The sequence below is a fragment of the Streptomyces sp. NPDC058697 genome, assembly GCF_042715345.1.
GTDB classification, from domain to species: Bacteria; Actinomycetota; Actinomycetes; order Streptomycetales; family Streptomycetaceae; genus Streptomyces; species Streptomyces liliifuscus.
In genome coordinates this window covers 303694-324278 of record NZ_JBHXSU010000005.1, presented here as the reverse complement: position 1 = coordinate 324278, position 20585 = coordinate 303694, and the positions used below count along the sequence as shown (strand labels likewise).

Genomic DNA, 20585 nt, shown 5'->3' with positions numbered 1-20585 from the left:
CTCTCCTGTGCGGAGGTTATTCGAACACCACCGCATCGCGCGGAACGTTACCGTACCGCGATCAGATGACCACTTCGACGCCCTCGCCCGGAGATGTACCCGACGCCCGTTCGGACTCCAGTGCCTGCTGGAGGATGATCACGGCCGCTGCCTGGTCGATGACCGATCTGCCCTTCTTGGACTTCACGCCCGAGGCACGCAGTCCCTGACTGGCCGTCACTGTGGTCATCCTCTCGTCCAGGAGCCGCACCGGAACGGGTGCGATCCCCCGGGCGAGGTCCTGCGCGAAGGCGCGGACCTTGACGGCGGCCGGGCCCTCGCCCCCCTTGAGGGAGCGAGGCAGCCCGACGACGACCTCGATCGGCTCGTACTCCTCGACCAGCTGCTTCAGGCGCCGGTGGGCGGCGGGGACATCGCGTCCCGGCACGGTCTCCACCGGGGTGGCGAGGATCCCGTCGGGGTCGCACGAGGCGACCCCGATCCGGGCGTCCCCGACATCGATGGCGAGACGGCGGCCGCGGCGCATGACCCGCTCGCCCTCGCTCACTTGGCCGACTCGGCCACGAGGCGTTCGACGGCGTCGACGGCGTCACCGATGGCGGCCGGGTTCTGGCCGCCGCCCTGGGCCACGTCCGGCTTGCCGCCACCGCCGCCGCCGAGGGTCTTGGCGGCCGTACGCACCAGGTCACCGGCCTTGAGGCCGCGCTCGCGGGCGGCCTCGTTGGTGGCGATGACCGTCAGCGGCTTGCCGTTGACCGTGGTGAACAGGGCCACCACGGCGGCCCGTCCGCCCTGGATACGGCCGCGGACGTCGAGGACCAGCTTGCGCAGGTCGTCGGCACCCGTGCCGTCCGGCACCTGACCGGTGACCAGCGCGATGCCGTGTACGTCCTTGGCGGACCCGGCGAGACCGGCGGCGGCCTGCAGCACCTTCTCGGCGCGGAACTTCTCGATCTCCTTCTCGGCGTCCTTCAGCTTGCCGAGCATGGCGGAGACCTTCTCCGGGAGTTCCTCCGGACGTCCCTTGATCAGCTCCTGGAGCTGGGCGACGACCGTGTGCTCACGGGCGAGGAAGTTGTAGGCGTCGACACCCACCAGGGCCTCGATACGGCGTACGCCGGAACCGATCGACGACTCGCCGAGCAGCTTCACCAGGCCCAGCTGGGCGGTGTTGTGCACGTGCGTGCCGCCGCACAGCTCCTTGGAGAAGTCGCCGATGGTGACGACGCGGACGCGCTCGCCGTACTTCTCGCCGAACTCGGCGATGGCGCCCTGCTTCTTGGCCTCGCCGATGCTCAGGATCTCGGCATGGACGTCCAGGTCGCGGGCGAGCACCTCGTTGATCTTCTGCTCGACGTCCGTCATGACGGCCGTGGGCACGGCGGCCGGGGAGCCGAAGTCGAAGCGGAAACGGCCGGGCTGGTTCTCGGAACCGGCCTGGGCGGCCGTCGGGCCGAGGGCGTCGCGCAGGGCCTGGTGCGTGAGGTGCGTGGCCGAGTGGGCGCGGGCGATGGCCGTGCGGCGGCGTACGTCGATGACGGCCTGGGCCTTGGCGCCGACGGTCACCTCGCCGACCTGGACGACGCCCTTGTGGACGTACACACCGGGGACCGGCTTCTGGCAGTCGCGGATCTCGACGATGGCACCGGTGTCGATCCTGATGCGGCCGGTGTCGCCGATCTGGCCGCCGCCCTCGGCGTAGAACGGGGTGCGGTCGAGGACGATCTCGACCTCGTCGCCCTCGGTGGCGGCCGGCGAGGAGACACCGTCGACGAGGATGCCGACGACCGTGGACTCGCCCTCGGTGTCCGAGTAGCCGATGAAGTCGGTCTCGCCGGCGGCGTCCGCGATCTCGCGGTAGGCGCCCATGTCGGCGTGACCGGTCTTCTTGGACTTGGCGTCCGCCTTGGCCCGCTCCCGCTGCTCCTTCATCAGGCGCCGGAAGCCGTCCTCGTCCACGGAGAGGCCCTGTTCGGCGGCCATCTCCAGGGTGAGGTCGATCGGGAAGCCCCAGGTGTCGTGGAGCAGGAAGGCCTTGTCGCCGGCGAGGACCTGGCCACCGGCGGCCTTGGTCTCCGTGACGGCGGTGTCGAGGATGTTCGTGCCGGCCTTCAGCGTCTTGACGAAGGCGTTCTCCTCGGCGACGGCGACCTTCTCGATGCGCTCGCGGTCGGAGACGAGTTCCGGGTACTGCTGGCCCATCATCTCGATGACGGTGTCGACGAGGTCCTTGACCACCGGACCCGTGGCGCCCAGCAGACGCATGTTGCGGATGGCGCGGCGCATGATGCGGCGCAGCACATAGCCGCGGCCCTCGTTGCCCGGGGTGACACCGTCGCCGATGAGCATCACGGACGTCCGCATGTGGTCGGTGACCACGCGCAGCGATACGTCGGAGCCGTGAGCGGCGCCGTACTCGACTCCGGTCAGCGCGGTGGCCTTCTTGATGACGGCCATGGAGGTGTCGATCTCGTACAGGTTCTGCACGTCCTGCAGAATCATGGCGAGGCGTTCCAGGCCGAGGCCCGTGTCGATGTTCTGGCTCGGCAGGTCGCCGAGGATCTCGAAGTCCTCCTTCGAGGTGCCCTCGCCGCGCTCGTACTGCATGAAGACGAGGTTCCAGATCTCCACGTACCGCTCGTCGTTGACGGCCGGGCCGCCCTCGACGCCGAACTCGGGGCCGCGGTCGTAGTTGATCTCGGAACACGGGCCGCAGGGGCCCGGGACGCCCATGGACCAGTAGTTGTCCTTCTTGCCGAGGCGCTGGATGCGCTCCTTGGGGACGCCGACGACGTCGTGCCAGATGCGCTCGGCCTCGTCGTCCTCCAGGTACACGGTGATCCAGAGCTTCTCCGGCTCCAGGCCGTAACCGCCCTTGTCCTGGGGGCTGGTGAGCAGCTCCCAGGCGTACTTGATGGCGCCTTCCTTGAAGTAGTCGCCGAAGGAGAAGTTGCCGCACATCTGGAAGAACGTGCCGTGCCGGGTGGTCTTGCCGACCTCTTCGATGTCCGGCGTACGGACGCACTTCTGGACGCTGGTGGCGCGGGCGTAGGGCGGCTTGACCTCACCCAGGAAGTAGGGCTTGAAGGGCACCATGCCGGCCGGGACCAGGAGCAGAGTCGGGTCGTCCGCGATGAGCGACGCCGAAGGGACGACGGTGTGACCGCGCTCCTCGAAGAAGCTCAACCAGCGGCGACGAATCTCGGCCGACTCCATCAGTGGTCCTCATTCCGGTTGTACGAGTACGTCGACCTCTCGACATACGTCGGGTTCTTGCTGTATTTCGGGTCGTTGCTGTTCTCGATGGCGGCGACGCGCCGCGGGGAGGGCAGTTCGGGATCGGCGTTCAGCCCGAGCACCTCGCCGAGTTCGGCCTCCCGCTGGACCATTCCGTCGCGGACGTCGAGTGCGAAGTCCTTGATGCGGTGGCCCGCTTCGATCGCCTTGTTCGCTGCCTGGGCCGCGAGGCTCTCGGGCGTCAGCTGCCTGAGCTTGCGGTTGACCTTGGTGGTGGCCCACACACCGGCGGCTGCGCCCGCGGTGAACCAGAACGTACGGCGGAACATCGCTGCGTCAGTCCTTCTTCCGCTTTCCCCGTCGCGCCGACGGGACGGTGCGGCCCACGATCACGGTGCGTCGCGCGGGCTTGGCGGGCGCGTCCTCGCGGCGGCCGCCCATGGCCCGGCGCACGCCGTAGCCGAACGCCGCGACCTTCACGAGCGGGCCGCCGAACGTGGACGCGACGGTCGTGGAGAGCGCCGACGCGTTCGACGTGACCTCCTGGACGTCCGACGCGATGGCGTCCACCCGGTCGATCTGGGTCTGTGCGGAGCGCACGGCCGAGGAGGCGTCTGCCAGGAGCGGGACGGCCTGGTCGGTCACGTCCGCGACGAGCTTGGTGGTCGCCCTGAGCGTCTGGGCCAGCCTCGCGAGTGCCACCGCGAGGAAGGAGACCAGGATCGCCCAGAAGACGGCCACCAGGATCCCGGCCACCTCTCCACCGGACACTGCGCACCCGCTCCCTGGATCGTGCCTCAACATCGAAAACATCGAAAAGTCGTCCCCCGAGCCTATCGCGCCGGGGCTGGGGCTCCGTACCGGATTACCGCCCGCCGGAGCCGGAGTTGCTCGAAGCGATTGTACGGAGTGCTTACGGATGAGTACGCTCCGTTCCCCATGCGACGTTCTCAGCGTTCCGGTGCGGGGGCCGGCGGTCACCGGGCCGGGAATCTGCCCCTGGAGCTCAACGCGTTCGTGGGCCGCGCGGCCGAACTCACGCAGCTGGGTGCGGCCCTCGGCGCGGCACGCCTGGTCACCGTGACGGGCCCCGGCGGGGTCGGCAAGTCACGGCTCGCGGCCCGCGCGGCGGCCAGAACCCGGCCGCGCGACGGGGTGTGGCGCGTGGAGCTGGCCGCGGTGCGGGAGGCTGAGCTCGTCGAGTACGCGGTCGTCGAAGCCCTCGGCCTTACGGATCACACGTCCCGGCCGCCGCGCCAGGTGCTGCTCGACCATCTGTCGAGGCGTCAACTCCTGCTCGTACTGGACGGGTTCGAGCATCTGGTGGACGCGGGTGCCTCACTGGTCGGTGAGTTGCTGCGGCGGGCGCCGGGGCTGCGGGTGCTCGCCGTGGGGCGCAGGCCGCTGGCGGTGGAGGGCGAGCGGCTGTTCCCGCTGGCGCCGCTGACCGAGCGGGAGGCCGCCGAGCTGTTCGCGGACCGCGCGGCTTCGAGCACTCCGGGGTTCACCCTTCATGACGGCAACCGCGCGGACGTGCACGAACTGTGCCGCCGGCTCGACGGCCTCCCGCTCGCGGTCGAGCTGGCGGCGGGACGGCTGCGGACCCTCTCCCCCGCACAGCTGCTGATGCGGCTCGACGACCGCTTCCGGCTGCTGACGGGCGGCGGGCGCGACGCGCTCCCCCGCCATCAGACGCTGCGGACGGCAATCGGCTGGAGCCATGAGCTGTGCACGCCGGAGGAGCGGCTGCTGTGGTCGAGGCTCTCGGTGTTCGCCGGGCAGTTCGACCTGGAGGCCGTGGAGTACGTGTGCGGGGGCGACGGCCTGCATCCCGACAACATCCTCGACGTGCTGGGCGAGTTGCTCGCGCAGTCGGTGGTCACCCGCGAGGAGACCCGGGCGGGTGTGCGCTACCGCATGCTGGACACGGTCCGGGCGTACGGCGCCGACTGGCTGGCGGCGACGGACGACACGGCTCGGCTGCGGCGGCGCCACAGGGACTGGTACATGGGGCTCGCCACCTGGTGCGAGCTGGACTGGTTCTCGCCCCGGCAGCGTGAGGTTGCCGCGCGTGTGGAGGCGGAGCTGCCGAATCTGCGCTGTGCCATGGAGCAGTGTCTGTCCGAGCCGGGCGGCGGCCACCTCGGCCAGTACCTCGCGGGCACGCTCTGGTTCTACTGGGTCGGCTGCGGCCGGCTGTCGGAGGGGCGGCACTGGCTGGAGCGGACCGTTCGCCTCGACACCGAGCACGAGCGCTCCCGGCTGAAGGCGATGTGGGTGCTCGGCTATGTGGCGATCCTCCAGGGCGACACGGTGTCGGCGCTCGCCGCGCTCGCCGAGTGCCGGGAGAAGGCGGAGGACAGCGGCAACCCCCTCGCACTGGCCTACGCCGAGCACCGCACCGGCTGTCTTGCCCTGGTCACCGATGACATGGCCCGCGCGGAGACACTGCTGCGTTCGGCGCTCGACCGCTATCAGGAGATCGGCGAGCTCAACAGCAATGTCCTGATGGGCCAGGTCGAGCTGGCGATGACGCTGGCCTTCCAGGGCGATCTGCCGGGCGCGGTCCGGCTGTGCGAGGACGTGCGCCGGGTCTGTGTGGACCACGGCGAGCGCTGGACCCTCGCCTACGCGCTGTACGTCCTGGCGTACGCGGCCTGGACCGACGGCGATCTGCCCGGGGCCCGGCGGTTGCTGGTCGAATGCCTGGACATCAACCACGTCTTCAACGACCTGCTCGGCACGGTCCTGGCGATGGAACTGCTCGCGCTGATCACGGCGGCGGAGGGCGACGCCGCCGAGGCCGCGGTCCTCCAGGGCTCCGCGTCCCGGATCTGGCCGTCGGTGGGCCTGCCGCTGTTCGGCTCCGCCTACTACAACGCCCCGCACGAGCAGTGCGAGGCGACGGCCCGGGAACGGCTGGGCGACGAGCGGTACGAGGAGTGCGTACGGGCCGGTGCGCTGCTCGGCCGGCAGGCGGCGGTGGGCCGGGCGCTCGGGCACACCCGGCCGCGGCTGCTCGGTGCGCTGCCGCCGCCGCGCGGCCTGCCGGACCCCCCTGACATGCGGAAACCCGCCGCCTCGCCCACCCGGAAGGGCGGCGAGACGACGGGCTGACGCACAGGTGGTGCTACATCCGGCTGAGGGTGATCAGCGGGCGTAGTACTCGACGACGAGCTGCTCGTCGCAGATCACCGGGATCTCCTTGCGGTTCGGCTCGCGGTCCAGGCGGAAGGCCAGGGCGCCGAGGTTCACCTGGAGGTAGCGCGGGGTCTCGCCGTCGGGGGCGAACCCACCGGCGCGGGCGACCTCGAACAGCGTCTTGCTGCGGCTGCGCTCACGGACCATCACGACGTCGTCGGGCTTGACGCGGAACGACGGCTTGTCGACCTTGCCACCGTTGACCTCGATGTGGCCGTGAACGACCATCTGGCGGGCCTGGTAGATCGTGCGGGCGATGCCCGAACGCAGAACCAGGGCGTCGAGACGACGCTCCAGCTCGATGACCAGGGCCTCACCGGTCTTGCCCTGCGTCTTGGCGGCACGCTCGTAGGCGCGGACGAGCTGGCGCTCGGACACGTCGTACTGCGCGCGCAGACGCTGCTTCTCGAGCAGACGGACCTTGTAGTCCGAGTTCTGCTTACGGCCACGGCCGTGCTCGCCCGGCGGGTAGGGGCGGGCCTCGAAGTACTTGACGGCCTTCGGGGTCAGCGCGATGCCGAGGGCACGCGACTTCTTGACCTTGGGGCGGGACTGGTTCGGCATGAACCAAACACCTCATGTTTCTGATGCGAATACGGCTTCACCAGGGTTAGGGGAGGTCGCAATCCGCAGCCAGGGAAACCCTGCGGGTCCGGTCGGTCGGACCTGCGGGGCAGCCGCTCCCTGTGCTGGGCACATACGTGCAGCACGCGAGTGGCCCACCGACCGGTTCCCGGGAATCCGGGAGGGTGGTGGGCTGCCCGCGACACCTTCGACGGTGCGCGACGCTCCTGGAATCCCCGCCTTGCGGTGAGGGCTCCGGCTGGATGTCCCGTTCTGGTGATGTCGGCTGCCTCGTTAGAGGCGGCCGGACACGGGACGCAGCGCTTCGAGGAGTCTACAGGGTGGTCAGGACCGGTCAGGACCGCCCTCGACCGAGGTGCTTCCTGGTCCACTCCACCGCGTCCGCGTAGCGCGCCTCGGCTCCGTGGCGGGTCGGGGTGTAGTACTCGCGGTCCTTGAGCTCCTCCGGCGCGTACTGCTGGGCGGCGATCCCTTCGGGCAGGTCGTGGGGATACACGTACCCCTGCGCGTGGCCGAGCTTGGCCGCGCCCTTGTAGTGCCCGTCACGCAGGTGCATCGGTACGGGGCCCGCGTGGCCCTTGCGTACGTCTTCCATGGCGGCGCCGATCGCCGTCGTCGCCGCGTTCGACTTCGGGGCCAGGGCGAGGGCGATGGTGGCGTGGCTGAGGGTGAGCGCGGCCTCGGGGAAGCCGATCATGGCGACGGCCTGGGCGGCGGCGACGGCTGTCGGCAGCGCGGTCGGATCGGCCAGGCCGATGTCCTCGCTGGCGGAGATCATGAGGCGGCGGGCGATGAACCGGGGATCCTCGCCGGCCTCGATCATCCGGGCGAGGTAGTGCAGCGCGGCGTCCACGTCCGAGCCGCGGATGGACTTGATCAGGGCGCTCGCCACGTCGTAGTGCTGGTCGCCGTCGCGGTCGTACTTCACGGCGGCCCGGTCGACCGTCTCCTCCAGGGTCTGGAGGGTGATCTCCGGCTCGCCCTTGTCGAGCGCGGACCCGGCCGCGGCCTCCAGCGCGGTCAGCGCGCGGCGGGCGTCACCGCCGGCGATCCGCAGCAGGTGCTGCTCGGTGTCCCCGGGGAGGGTGACGGCGTCCTTGAGTCCCCGCTCGTCGGCGAGGGCCCGGCGGAGCAGTCCGCGCAGGTCGTCGTCCGTGAGCGGTTCGAGGGTCAGGAGCAGCGAGCGGGACAGCAGCGGGGAGATCACCGAGAAGTACGGGTTCTCGGTGGTCGCGGCGATCAGGGTCACCCAGCGGTTCTCGACGGCCGGGAGCAGGGTGTCCTGCTGGGCCTTGCTGAAGCGGTGGATCTCGTCGAGGAAGAGGACGGTCTCCTTGCCGAAACCTCCGGTGGCACGGCGGGCACCCTCGATGACCGCGCGGACCTCCTTGACGCCGGCGGTGATCGCGGAGAGCTCCACGAAGCGCTTGTCGGTGGCCTTGGAGACCACGTACGCCAGGGTCGTCTTGCCGGTGCCGGGCGGGCCCCAGAGGATGACCGAGGACTGACCTGCCGGACCGCCTCCATCGCCGACCAGTCTGCGCAGGGGTGAGCCGGGCTTCAGCAGATGCTGCTGGCCCACGACTTCGTCGAGGACGCGCGGGCGCATCCGTACCGCCAGGGGACTGCTGGACGGGTCCTTCTCCTGGCGTTCTTCGGCTGCGGCGGTGAACAGGTCGGGCTCCACGTCCAAAACCCTATGTCACGCCACTGACAACGCCGTCGGCCCGGTGGAATTCACCGGTTCCGCCGGAAGGTACTGCGGCGGCGGCCGGTCGGTCAGGCGATGTCAGCTGGTCCAGAAGTCCCACCAGCGCGTCAGGATCAGCATGCCGATGATCCCGATGTGCATGACCGGCAGCACCCAGGCGAACTCGCCGAGGAAGCCCTTGACCCAGCCCGGCGCGGGCAGGAAGCCGTTGCGGACGTTGTGCGAGGTCACGGCCCAGAACATGATGATCGTCGCGGCCCAGGCGAGCGAGCACCACAGGCACAGCGAGTTGATGTTGTACAGCGACTGGTACTGCAGCCAGGTGCAGAAGCCGACGCCGAACAGCGTGCCCGCGTTGAAGGTCAGCCAGTACCAGCGCGGGAAGGTGGCGCGGCCCAGCAGGCTCATGCCGACGCAGATCACGATGCCGTACGCGACGAGGCCCATCATCGGGTTGGGGAACCCGAAGGCGGAGGCCTGGTCGCTCTTCATGATGTTGCCGCAGGAGACGACCGGGTTCAGGCTGCAGCCCGGGGTGAAGTTCGGGTCCTCCAGCAGCTTGAACTTGTCGATGGTGATGACCCAGGAGGCCAGCAGTCCGGCCGCGCCCGTGATCACCAGCAGAACGGCGAGGAACCGACCGCCGCCCACGGACCGTGGGGCCTCGGCATCTTCCTGGTCGTGGGAGTCGGTACTGATGCCTTCCCTGACTGTCGTCTTGCTCATCACGCCGTTTCCGTAGCTTGAGGGGGCCTTCCGGGCACGGTCATTGTGCCGCACACAGGCGCGTGTCCACCGTTCGATGGACATAAGGAAGTACGCGCGGTGGTCCCGGAACGTTCGCTTCGGCGGGACGCCCGACGGCACGTGACCGCCGTCGACGGCATCGAAGTCGGCGTCGTCCGGCAGGAGGAATGGGCGTCCGCCGAGTTGACGGTGCGGCATTTCACTGAGCATCTCTCGCCCCCGCCGCCCCTACCCATTCCCGTCACTAACTCAGGGGCTCCGCCCCCGAACCCCCAAAAGACTGCGCAGTTCCCCGCGCCCCTAAGGTTTTTAGGGGCGCGGGGAACTGCGCGAGCAACCCACGACGGCCCGCAGCCAAAAAACGCACCCCACGGGGTCTGGGGCGGAGCCCCAGAAGGACGGGAATGGGTAGGGGCGGCGGGGGCGAGAAAACCCAAGCCCAGCCCCACCGCTCAGCTCAGCCGCGACTCCAGTTCCGCCACGATCTCGTTCACCCCGACGGGCACCTGCTCACCGGACTCCATGTCCTTGAGCTGGACGACGCCTTCGGCAAGATCACGCTCACCGGCGACAACGGTGTACCGGGCCCCACTACGGTTGGCGTTCTTCATGGCCCCCTTGAGCCCCTTGCCACCGTAGGAGAAGTCGGCCGCAACCCCGTTCCTGCGCAACTCGGTCACCACCCGGAACAGCACCCGCCGAGCCTCGTCCCCGAGCGGCACCGCGAACACACTGGTGGACGCGGGAAGTTCGAGGGACACACCCTCGGCCTCCAGCGCGAGGACCGTACGGTCGACCCCGAGGGCCCACCCGACGGACGGCAGCGCGGGACCGCCGATCATCTCGGACAGGCCGTCATAGCGACCGCCGCCGCCGACCGCGGACTGCGAACCGAGACCGTCGTGCACGAACTCGAAGGTGGTGCGGGTGTAGTAGTCCAGCCCCCGGACCAGCTTCGGATCGTCCTCGAAGGAGACCCCGGCGGCCGTGATCAGCTCGCGGACCTCCTCGTGGTACGCCTTGCACGAGTCGCACAGGTAGTCCCGCAGCAGCGGGGCGCCCACCAGCTGCTTCTGGACGTCGTCGCGCTTGTCGTCCAGAACCCGCAACGGGTTGATCTCGGCCCGCCGGAGCGTCTCCTCGTCCAGGTTCAGCCCCCGCAGGAAGTCCTGGAGCGCGGCCCGGTACACGGGACGGCACTCCTGGTCGCCAAGGGAGTTGAGGAGGATCCGGAAGTTCCGCAGCCCGAGTGCGCGGTACGCCTGGTCGGCCAGGATGATCAACTCGGCGTCCAGCGCCGGGTCCTCGGCCCCGATCGCCTCGGCGCCGACCTGCGAGAAGTGGCGGTAACGGCCCTTCTGGGGGCGCTCGTAGCGGTAGTACGAGCCCGAGTACCAGAGCTTGACGGGGAGGTTGCCCACCTTGTGCAGGTTGGCTTCGAGAGCGGCGCGCAGCACGGAGGCGGTGCCCTCGGGGCGCAGCGCCAGTTGGTCGCCGCCCTTGGTCTCGAAGGCGTACATCTCCTTGGTCACGATGTCGGTGGACTCACCGACCCCGCGCGCGAACAGTTCGACGTTCTCGAATCCGGGCGTCTCGATGTACCCGTAACCGGAGTTCCGCAGGGGCGCGGCGATCGCCTCGCGCACCGCGAGGAACGTCGCGCTGTCCGGCGGAATCAGGTCGTACGTGCCCTTGGGGGCCTTGAAGGTGCTCACGGGAAGTCTCGTCACATTCCTCGTCGAGGAGCGGAGGTCGGGTCCGCTCCCGGGCCGTCCGCCGCCACCTGCCGCAAGTACGGGTTGGTGGCGCGCTCCCGGCCGATGGTCGTCTGGGGGCCGTGGCCGGACAGCACCACGGTCGAGTCGTCGAGCGGCAGGCACACACGGGCCAGCGAGTCGAGGATCTCGGTGTGGGAGCCGCCGGGCAGGTCGGTGCGTCCGATGGAGCCGGCGAAGAGCAGATCCCCGGAGAAGAACACGGACGGGATCTCCGTGTTCTCGGGCATCCGGAACGTCACCGACCCCTTCGTATGCCCGGGCGCGTGCGCGACGGAGAAGTCGAGGCCTGCCAGCTTCAGCGCGGCGCCGTCCGTCAGCTCCTTCACGTCGTCCGGCTCCCCGATGGTCAGCTCGCCCATCAGCGGCATCCCGATGGAACGGCCTAGCGCCCGCTCCGGGTCGCTCATCATGTACCGGTCCTCGGGGTGGATCCACGCCGGTACGTCGTGCGCTCCGCACACCGGGACGACCGAGGCGACATGGTCGATGTGGCCATGGGTGAGGACGACCGCGACGGGCTTGAGCCGATGCTTCTTCAGCGCTTCCTCGACTCCCTGGGCGGCCTGATGGCCCGGGTCGATGATCACGCACTCCTCGCCTGCGGCGGGGGCGACCAGATAACAGTTGGTGCCCCAGGCCCCGGCGGGGAACCCGGCAATGAGCACGTTCGTCCTTCGGTATGTCGTACGGGGGAATGACCTGGCTGTGGATCAGAGCCTACCGGCGCTGCCGGAACCACAGCGAACCCATATACGGTACGGGTCACACGCAGGCGGTCGGCTCAACAGACGCACGCGTCCCACCTGACGTACGAGACGCATGAGGAGATAACCCGGTGGTCACCCAGGAACAGCGGCGGCGTCAGCTCGCCCGGGAGAAGTTCTTGCGGCAACAGCAGCGGCGCACGTCCGCTCGGCGCAAGACCCACGCTCGCAACGCGGTGATCGCGTCGGTCCTCGGCGTCGTCGTCGTGGGCAGCGTGGTGTCGTACGCGACCGGGGTCTTCAAGAGCGACGACAACAAGTCGGACGCGGCGGCCGAGGCCAGCCCGAGCCCCTCCGCGCCCAGCAAGGCACCGGACCCCTGCGAGAAGGCCGCGGCGGGCAAGGTGAAGTCGCTGAGCTACAAGAAGGAGCCGGCGATGACCATCGACAAGTCGGCGGACTACACGATGAAGCTGCAGACGACCTGCGGCGCGATAGACATCGACATGCCGGCCTCGAAGGCCCCGCACACCGTGAACTCGTTCAACTTCCTGGTGGGCAAGGGCTATCTGGACCACACCAAGTGCCACCGCCTGACCACGAACGGCATCTTCGTGCTCCAGTGCGGCGACCCGCAGGGCACCGGTATGGGCGGCCCCGGCTACACGATTCCGGACGAGAACCTCAAGGACAAGAGCCTCAAGGGCGACGTGTATCCGGCGGGCACGGTGGCGATGGCCAACCAGTACAACGCCCAGACGAAGGAAGGCCGCAACTCCGGCGGCAGCCAGTTCTTCCTCGTGTACCAGGACAGTCCGTTGCCGGCCAACTACACACCGTTCGGCACTATTTCCGAATCGGGCATGAAGGTCATGGAGAAAATCGCCAAGGCCGGCGAGAGCACTGGCCAGGGCGACGGCGCACCCAATGCGACCGTCGTGATCGACAAGGCGACCGTAACGAAATCCTGACCTCCAGCAGCGAAATTTCGGTCGCGCGGGATGCGGACAGCCGCCCCGCCGGTCGCCTATGTTGGCCGTGACGAAACTGTGGACGATGCCCGGGGGTAAAGCAGCCCCACGCAGGCATCATGTGGAGGAGGCGCTGTGAGCAGCGACCCATGGGGCCGCGTCGACGAGACGGGGACCGTGTACGTGCGTACGGCCGACGGCGAGCAGGTCGTCGGTTCCTGGCAGGCCGGTTCTCCCGACGAGGCACTGGCCTACTTCGAGCGCAAGTACGAGGGCCTGGTCGTGGAGATCGGCCTCCTCGAACGACGAGTGAAGACCACCGACCTGTCCGCGAAGGACGCCCAGATCGCCATCGACCACATTCGCGAGCAGGTGGACGCCCACCATGCGGTCGGGGATCTGGACGCGCTGAAGGTGCGTCTTGACAAGCTCGTCGAGACGGTCGAGGCACGCCGCGAGGAGCGCAAGGCGCAGCGGGCGAAGCAGTCCGACGAGGCCCGGCACTCCAAGGAGGCGCTGGTCACCGAGGCGGAGGAGCTGGCCCAGTCCGACCAGTGGCGGGCCGCCGGTGAGCGGCTGCGGGCGCTCGTGGACACCTGGAAGGGTCTGCCCCGGCTCGACCGGAAGTCCGACGACGAGCTGTGGCACCGCTTCTCGCACGCGCGCTCGGCGTTCTCCAAGCGCCGCAAGGCGCACTTCGCGTCCCTCGACGCGCAGCGCGAGGAGGCCCGCAAGACCAAGGAGAAGCTGGTCGCGGAGGCCGAGTCGCTGTCCGGCTCGGCGGACTGGGGTCCGACGGCCGCCCGCTACCGCGAGCTGATGGCGGACTGGAAGGCCGCGGGCCGTGCCCAGCGCGAGCACGAGGACGACCTGTGGAACCGCTTCCGCGGCGCCCAGGACGTGTTCTTCGCGGCCCGCAGCTCGGTCTTCGCCGAGCGGGACGCGGAGCAGACGGAGAACCTGAAGCTCAAGGAGGAGCTGGCCGAGGAGGCCGAGAAGCTCCTCCCGGTGCACGACCTGAAGGCGGCGCGGGCCGCCTTCCGCTCGATCAACGAGCGGTGGGAGGCCATCGGCCATGTGCCGCGTGACGCCCGCCCGAAGGTCGAGGGCCGGATGCACACGGTGGAGCGGGCCCTCCAGGAGTCCGAGGAGGCCGAGTGGCGCCGGACGAACCCGGAGGCACGCGCGCGTGCCGAGGGTCTGACCGGGCAGCTCCAGGCGGCCGTGGACAAGCTGCGGGGCCAGATCGAGTCGGCGCGGTCCTCCGGCAACAACTCGCGGGCCGACAAGCTCCAGAAGGAGCTCGACGGCCGCCAGGCGCTCCTTGAGCAGGCGCTGAAGGGTCTGCAGGAGTTCGGCGGCTGAGGCCACCGGGGCGCGCTTCAACGTAGAGGGGGCTTCCGTACGTTTCGTACGGAAGCCCCCTCTACGTAGTGGCCGATTCATGGCCGGACCGTCTACGGCCTGCGCGCCGACGTCACCCGGTACACGTCGTACACGCCTTCGACTCCCCTGACCGCCTTCAGGACGTGGCCCAGGTGCTTCGGGTCGCCCATCTCGAAGGTGAAGCGGGAGGTGGCCACCCGGTCGCGGGACGTCTGGACGGCCGCCGACAGGATGTTGACGTGCTGGTCGGACAGGACCCTGGTGACGTCCGACAGGAGCCGCGAGCGGTCCAGTGCCTCCACCTGGATGGCGACCAGGAAGACCGAGGACTGGGTGGGCGCCCACTCGACTTCGAGGATCCGCTCGGGCTCGCGGGACAGGGAGTCGACGTTGACGCAGTCGGTGCGGTGGACCGACACCCCGCTGCCGCGCGTGACGAAGCCCATGATCGGGTCGCCGGGAACGGGCGTACAGCAGCGGGCGAGCTTGACCCACACGTCGTCGACGCCCTTGACGACCACGCCCGGGTCGGCGTTCGACCGGCGTTTGCGGCCGCGGCCGCGCGCCGGCGGGACGCTCTCGTCGATCTCCTCGGTGGCCGCTTCCTCGCCGCCGAGCGCCTGGACCAGCTTCTGCACGACGTTCTGCGCGGCCACATGGCCCTCGCCGATCGCCGCGTACAGGGACGAGATGTCGGGGTAGCGCATCTCGTGCGCGAGCGTGACCAGCGAGTCGCCGGTGAGGATGCGCTGGATCGGCAGGTTCTGCTTGCGCATGGCGCGCGCGATGGCGTCCTTGCCCTGCTCGATCGCCTCGTCGCGGCGCTCCTTGGAGAACCAGGCCCGGATCTTGTTGCGGGCACGCGGGGACTTCACGAAGCCCAGCCAGTCGCGGGAGGGACCCGCGCCGGAGGCCTTCGAGGTGAAGACCTCGACCAGGTCGCCGTTGTCCAGGGTGGATTCGAGCGGTACGAGGCGTCCGTTGACCCTCGCTCCTATGGTCCGGTGGCCGACCTCCGTGTGGACCGCGTACGCGAAGTCCACCGGCGTCGCCCCGGCCGGGAGCGCTATGACGTCGCCCTTCGGCGTGAAGACGAAGACCTCGTTGCGGGACAGGTCGAAGCGCAGGGACTCCAGGAACTCGCTGGGGTCCTCGGTCTCCTTCTGCCAGTCGAGCAACTGGCGCAGCCACGCCATGTCGTTGACGGCGTCCTTGTCCTTGCCGAGTCCCTTGGGCGCGTCCGTGCGTACCTTGGAGGCGCCGGCGGAGGGCTCCTGCTTGTACTTCCAGTGCGCGGCGATGCCGTACTCGGCGCGGCGGTGCATGTCGAACGTACGGATCTGGAGTTCGACCGGCTTGCCGTTCGGACCGATCACCGTCGTGTGCAGCGACTGGTACATGTTGAACTTGGGCATCGCGATGTAGTCCTTGAACCGCCCCGGAACCGGGTTCCAGCGGGCGTGGACGGTGCCCAGTGCCGCATAGCAGTCGCGGACCGTGTCGACGAGGACGCGGATGCCCACCAGGTCGTAGATCTCCGCGAAGTCACGGCCGCGGACGATCATCTTCTGGTAGACGCTGTAGTAGTGCTTCGGGCGGCCGGTGACGGTCGCCTTGATACGGGCCGCGCGCAGGTCGGACTGGACCTCGTCGGTCACTATGGCCAGATACTCGTCACGCTTCGGTGCCCTCTCGGCCACCAGCCGTACGATCTCGTCATACATCTTGGGGTAGAGGATCGCGAACGCGAGGTCCTCCAGCTCCCACTTGATGGTGTTCATGCCCAGGCGGTGCGCCAGCGGAGCGTAGATCTCCAGCGTCTCGCGGGCCTTCTTCTCCTGCTTCTCGCGCTTGAGGTAGCGCATGGTGCGCATGTTGTGCAGGCGGTCGGCGAGCTTGATGACCAGGACGCGCGGGTCCTTGGCCATCGCGACGACCATCTTGCGGACGGTCTCGGCCTGCGCGGCCTCGCCGAACTTGACCTTGTCGAGCTTGGTGACGCCGTCGACGAGCAGCGCGACCTGGTCGCCGAAGTCCCGCTTGAGGGTGTCCAGGCCGTACTCGGTGTCCTCGACGGTGTCGTGCAGCAGGCCCGCCATGAGCGTGGCCGGGTCCATACCCAGCTCGGCGAGGATCGTCGTCACGGCGAGCGGGTGCGTGATGTACGGGTCGCCGCTCTTGCGCTTCTGGCCGCGGTGCCAGCGCTCGGCGACCTGGTAGGCGCGCTCGACCTGGCGGAGCGTGGACGTCTCGATCTTCGGGTCGTTGCTGCGCACTATCCGCAGCAGGGGCTCCAGGACCGGGTTGTACGGGTTGGACCGCTGGACGCCGAGACGGGCCAGCCGGGCGCGTACGCGGTTGGAGGAGCCGCCGCCGGAACGGGCGGGCTGGCCGGCCGTGGGGCGGGCCGCGGACGCGGGTGCCTGGCGCTCGGGGGCGGCCGGCTCGGGGCGTGGCTGCTCAGCCGCCTTGGCTCCGGCCGCGGGCTCGGCGGAGCCGTTCTTCGCGGGCGCGCTCGCGGGCGGTGCGGGCGTGCCTGCGGGCGCCGCGGACTTCTCGGGCTTGGCGGCGGTGAGTGGCTGGGCCTCGTCTGGCAAGAGGACTCCTCGTGCGCGATCCGGGTCCCCGGTCAGGCTCCGGAGACCCCATGGTAGCGATCCTGGGCTCCGGACTCGTCTTCGGCCGGTGAGACCGCCTTCTACGGGAGAAACGCGAGAGGCGGGCACCGGATTCCTCCGGGCCCGCCTCCGCGGTGTCCTGCAGGTGCCTCAGGGGTGTCCTGCGGGCGCCTCAGGGGTTGCTCAGGGGGTTTGCTCAGACCTTGAGCAGCGCCTCCAGCGGGGCGCCGTCCAGGGCCGGCTCCAGCCGGGCGCGGCCGCCCAGGAAACCGAGCTCCATGAGGACTGCGACGCCGGCGACCCGGGCACCGGCCCGCCGGATCAACTGCAGCGAGGCCTCGGCGGTACCGCCGGTGGCCAGCACGTCGTCGACGACCATGACGCGGTCGTCCGCGCTGAGGTCCTCGGCATGCACCTCGATCTCGGCGGAGCCGTACTCCAGGTCGTACGTCTGGCCGAGCGTCGCTCCGGGGAGCTTGCCCGCCTTGCGTACGGGGATGAAGCCGAGCCCCGCGCGGACCGCGACGGGCGCGCCCAGGATGAAGCCGCGGGCCTCCAGGCCGACGATCTTCGTGGCGCCGCTGCGGACGCTGATCTCGGCCAGCGCGTCGGTGAGCGCCGTGAACGCCGCCGGGTCCGCCAGGAGCGGGGTGATGTCCTTGAACGTCACACCCGGCTCCGGATGGTCCGGGACGTCACGGATACGGCTGAGCAGCAGCTCTTCGATACCGGTCATCGGCGCTTCCCCGACGGCCTGCCGCGCCCCCTGCCACGGGACGACGGCTGGGCACGCTGCGCGCGCGGTCCGACGACCGCGGGCGTCGCGTCCTCCGGCTCGTCCTCGTCGTAGCTCTCCTCGACGACCGGGGCCTCCAGGGACTCGCCCTTCGCGGCGGCCGCGGCGCGCTTGGCGAGCACGCGCTTGCGGAGGGCCTTCATCTGCGGCTCGCGCTCCTTGAGGTCGGCGACGAGCGGCGTGGCGATGAAGATCGAGGAGTACGCACCGGCCGCGAGGCCGACGAACAGCGACAGCGAGATGTCGTTGAGCATGCCCGCGCCGAGCACACCGCCACCGATGAACAGCAGGCCGCCGACCGGGAGCAGCGCGACCACCGTGGTGTTGATGGAACGCACCAGGGTGCCGTTGATCGAGCGGTCCGCGATCTCGCTGTAGGTCCAACGGGTCTGTTTGGTGATGTCCTTCGTCTGCTCCTTGAGACTGTCGAAGACCACGACCGTGTCGTAGAGCGAGTAACCGAGGATCGTGAGCAGACCGATCACGGTGCCTGGTGTGACCTCGAAGCCGACCAGGGCGTAGACACCGACCGTGATGGTGATGTCGTGGATGAGCGCCACGAGCGCGGCCACGGCCATGCGCCACTCGAAGGCGATCGCCAGATAGATCACGACCAGGACCAGGAAGATCGCCAGGCCTTGCCATGCCTTGTTCGCGACCTGATCACCCCAGCTGGGACCGACCAGGGCGGCGTTGATCTTCTCCGGGTCGGCCTTCAGGTCCTTGGCGAGCTCCAGCTTGATCTGGTCGGACTTGCCGGTGTCGATGCCGGCGATCTGGATGCGCAGTGCGCCGTTGCCGAGCTTCTGGACGATCGCGTCGTGGCCGGAGGCCTCTTCCGCGTACGTCTCGGCCTGGCTCACCGAGACGCTGGTCCTCTCGGTGGTGAAGACGGCGCCGCCCTGGAACTCGATGCCCATGTTCAGGCCGCGCACCGCCAGGCCGACGATGGCCGTGATGGTGATCAGGATGGAGATGCCGTACCAGAGCTTGCGCTTGCCGACGAAGTCGTAGCCGATCTCGCCGCGGTGGAGCCGGGCGCCGAGGGTGCCGAGTTTCGACATCTCAGGCCTCCTTCGTGTCGACGGGAGCGGACACGCGACGGGTGCGGCGCAGCGGCGGCTGGACGCCCAGTCGCTTCGGGTCGAGGCCGGACCAGCTGTGGCCCTCCGCGAAGAACCTCTTGCGGGCGAGGATCGTCATCAGCGGCTTGGTGAAGAAGAAGACGACGACCACGTCGAGCAGGGTGGTCAGACCCAGTGTGAAAGCGAAGCCCTGGACCTTGCCGACCGTGACGACGAAGAGCACGGCGGCGGCGAGGAACGACACGAAGTCGGAGACCAGGATGGTGCGCCGGGCGCGCGGCCAGCCGCGCTCGACCGCGGGCCGCAGCGTACGGCCCTCGCGGATCTCGTCACGGATGCGTTCGAAGAACACAATGAACGAGTCCGCCGTGATGCCGATGGCCACGATGGCGCCGCAGACCGCCGGCAGGTTCAGGGCGAAGCCGATGGCCGGGCCGAGCAGCGACATGATCACGTAGGTCATGACCGCGGAGACCAGCAGCGAGGCGATGGCGATGAGCGACAGACCCCGGTAGTAGGCCACCAGGTAGATGATGACCAGCGCCAGACCGATGGCGCCGGCGATCAGACCGGCCTCCAGCTGCTCGCCGCCGAGCGCGGCGGTGACGGTGTCGACGCTCGCCTCCGTGAAGGTGAGCGGCAGCGCTCCGTACGACAGCATGTTGGCCAGGTCCTCGGCCTCCTGCTGCTTGAAGCTGCCGGAGATCTCCGCGCTGCCGCCGGTCAGCGCCTGGCTGACGAACGGGTCGGAGACGACCTCACCGTCGAGGACGATGGCGAACTGGTTCTGCGGGGACTGGTTCTGCGCCAGCTTGCCCGTGATGCTCGCGAACTTCTTGGCTCCCTTGGACGTGAAGTCCATGGTGACCTTCCAGCCCGCGGCACCCTGGGTGTCGAACAGGGCCGATGCCTTGTCGACGTCGGTGCCCTCGACCTCGGCCGGGCCGAGGATGTACTTCTGCCACTGACCCTGGGCGTTCTGACCGCAGGCCACGGTCGGGTCGGAGGCCTTGACGCCGTCACCGGCCTTCGCGCGGGCCGTCTCCTTGGTGCAGTCCAGTGCGGTGTACTCCGCCTGGAGCTTGGCGGTCGCCGGGTCGGTGCTCGCGGACGGCGAGGCGGACGGGCTGGACGCGGCGGAACCGCTCCCCGACGGGGTGGGGTCGGCCTTCAGCGCGTCGGTGACCGCACGGCCCTGCGTGCTGGAGGTCGCCGAGGGGGTCGTGGAGGGCGACGAGGACGAGGTGGCCTTGTCCTTGTCGGTGTCCTTGTCCGAACCCGTGGAGGCGCTGCTGGAGGCGCTCGGCGAGGGGCTGGCCGCCGGGTCACCACCGGAGACCTCGGTGGTCAGGACGGGACGGAAGTAGAGCTTGGCGGTGGTGCCGACCTGTTCCCGGGCCTGCTCGGAGTTGGTGCCCTTGGGAATGTTGACGATGATGTTGCTGTCGCCCTGGGTCTGCACCTCCGCCTCGGTGACGCCCAGACCGTTGACACGGCGGTTCATGATGTCGACCGCGGTGTTCATGTTGGTCGGGTTGATCGCGTTCTTCTGGCCCGGCTCGTTCTTCGCCTGGAGCGTGATGCTCGTACCGCCGGCGAGGTCGATGCCGAGGCGCGGCGTCGTGTGTCCGGAGGCGAACATGCCGCCGGTGAGCGCCACGATGGCGATCAGGATCAGGGCCAAGGTGCGCCCCGGCCTGCCCTGGGTGCCCTGTCGGCCCTTCTTAGGTGCTGCCACCTTCTCGTTCTCCCTCTTCGTCCGCCCG

Annotated in this window: 16 protein-coding genes; 3 read left to right on the top strand and 13 right to left on the bottom strand. The window is 69.3% G+C overall.

The window, feature by feature from the left end; genetic code table 11:
* Positions 1-61 precede the first annotated feature (61 nt).
* From ruvX to ACFWXQ_RS15065, 4 genes are read right to left on the bottom strand one after another with little or no spacing between them, the layout of a single operon-like run.
* Complete coding sequence (gene ruvX, locus ACFWXQ_RS15080; protein WP_189840213.1) at positions 62-526, bottom strand: Holliday junction resolvase RuvX; 465 nt, start codon at positions 524-526, stop codon at positions 62-64.
* Between the two features lie 17 nt (positions 527-543).
* Positions 544-3216, bottom strand: a complete 2673-nt coding sequence (gene alaS / locus ACFWXQ_RS15075) for an alanine--tRNA ligase (protein WP_383951282.1) — start codon at positions 3214-3216, stop codon at positions 544-546.
* Positions 3216-3566, bottom strand: coding sequence for a DUF6167 family protein (locus ACFWXQ_RS15070; RefSeq protein ID WP_383951285.1), 351 nt, complete (start codon positions 3564-3566; stop codon positions 3216-3218). The genes alaS and ACFWXQ_RS15070 overlap by 1 nt, the downstream gene beginning before the upstream one ends.
* 7 nt (positions 3567-3573) lie before the next feature.
* Positions 3574-4041 (bottom strand): DUF948 domain-containing protein, encoded by a 468-nt coding sequence (locus ACFWXQ_RS15065; protein ID WP_359855986.1) that lies wholly within the window; start codon positions 4039-4041, stop codon positions 3574-3576.
* A gap of 135 nt (positions 4042-4176) precedes the next feature.
* Between ACFWXQ_RS15065 and ACFWXQ_RS15060 the strand changes: the two genes are divergently transcribed.
* Positions 4177-6354, top strand: coding sequence for an ATP-binding protein (locus ACFWXQ_RS15060; RefSeq protein WP_383951287.1), 2178 nt, complete (start codon positions 4177-4179; stop codon positions 6352-6354).
* A 33-nt stretch (positions 6355-6387) separates the two neighbouring features.
* Here the strand turns inward: ACFWXQ_RS15060 and rpsD are convergent, their stop codons facing one another.
* From rpsD to ACFWXQ_RS15035, 5 genes are all read right to left on the bottom strand, one after another.
* Entirely contained in the window at positions 6388-7002 is a 615-nt protein-coding gene (rpsD, locus tag ACFWXQ_RS15055) for a 30S ribosomal protein S4 (protein ID WP_055614429.1), read from the bottom strand.
* A 355-nt stretch (positions 7003-7357) separates the two neighbouring features.
* Positions 7358-8710, bottom strand: coding sequence for a replication-associated recombination protein A (locus ACFWXQ_RS15050; protein ID WP_383951291.1), 1353 nt, complete (start codon positions 8708-8710; stop codon positions 7358-7360).
* Between the two features lie 102 nt (positions 8711-8812).
* Positions 8813-9460 (bottom strand): vitamin K epoxide reductase family protein, encoded by a 648-nt coding sequence (locus tag ACFWXQ_RS15045; RefSeq protein ID WP_383951294.1) that lies wholly within the window; start codon positions 9458-9460, stop codon positions 8813-8815.
* A gap of 473 nt (positions 9461-9933) precedes the next feature.
* Positions 9934-11196, bottom strand: a complete 1263-nt coding sequence (hisS, locus tag ACFWXQ_RS15040) for a histidine--tRNA ligase (RefSeq protein ID WP_383956707.1) — start codon at positions 11194-11196, stop codon at positions 9934-9936.
* 11 nt (positions 11197-11207) lie between these two features.
* Positions 11208-11924, bottom strand: coding sequence for an MBL fold metallo-hydrolase (locus ACFWXQ_RS15035; RefSeq protein WP_383956704.1), 717 nt, complete (start codon positions 11922-11924; stop codon positions 11208-11210).
* Positions 11925-12094: 170 nt separating this feature from the next.
* Here ACFWXQ_RS15035 and ACFWXQ_RS15030 point away from each other — a divergent pair, with 170 nt between their 5' ends.
* Positions 12095-12934: a peptidylprolyl isomerase gene (locus ACFWXQ_RS15030; RefSeq protein ID WP_383956701.1), complete on the top strand. Its 840-nt coding sequence runs from the start codon at positions 12095-12097 to the stop codon at positions 12932-12934.
* Positions 12935-13069: 135 nt separating this feature from the next.
* Entirely contained in the window at positions 13070-14299 is a 1230-nt protein-coding gene (locus tag ACFWXQ_RS15025) for a DUF349 domain-containing protein (protein ID WP_383956698.1), read from the top strand.
* 92 nt (positions 14300-14391) lie between these two features.
* Here ACFWXQ_RS15025 and ACFWXQ_RS15020 read toward each other — a convergent pair whose 3' ends face one another.
* From ACFWXQ_RS15020 to secD, 4 genes are all read right to left on the bottom strand, one after another.
* Entirely contained in the window at positions 14392-16917 is a 2526-nt protein-coding gene (locus ACFWXQ_RS15020; protein WP_383947515.1) for a RelA/SpoT family protein, read from the bottom strand.
* A 217-nt stretch (positions 16918-17134) separates the two neighbouring features.
* The gene (locus ACFWXQ_RS15015) at positions 17135-17674 is read right to left on the bottom strand and encodes an adenine phosphoribosyltransferase (RefSeq protein ID WP_143635415.1); all 540 of its coding nucleotides are present in this window, start codon (positions 17672-17674) and stop codon (positions 17135-17137) included.
* Positions 17671-18798: a protein translocase subunit SecF gene (gene secF, locus ACFWXQ_RS15010; RefSeq protein ID WP_383947519.1), complete on the bottom strand. Its 1128-nt coding sequence runs from the start codon at positions 18796-18798 to the stop codon at positions 17671-17673. The genes ACFWXQ_RS15015 and secF overlap by 4 nt, the downstream gene beginning before the upstream one ends.
* A 1-nt stretch (position 18799) precedes the next feature.
* Positions 18800-20557: a protein translocase subunit SecD gene (gene secD / locus ACFWXQ_RS15005; RefSeq protein WP_383947522.1), complete on the bottom strand. Its 1758-nt coding sequence runs from the start codon at positions 20555-20557 to the stop codon at positions 18800-18802.
* Positions 20558-20585 lie beyond the last annotated feature (28 nt).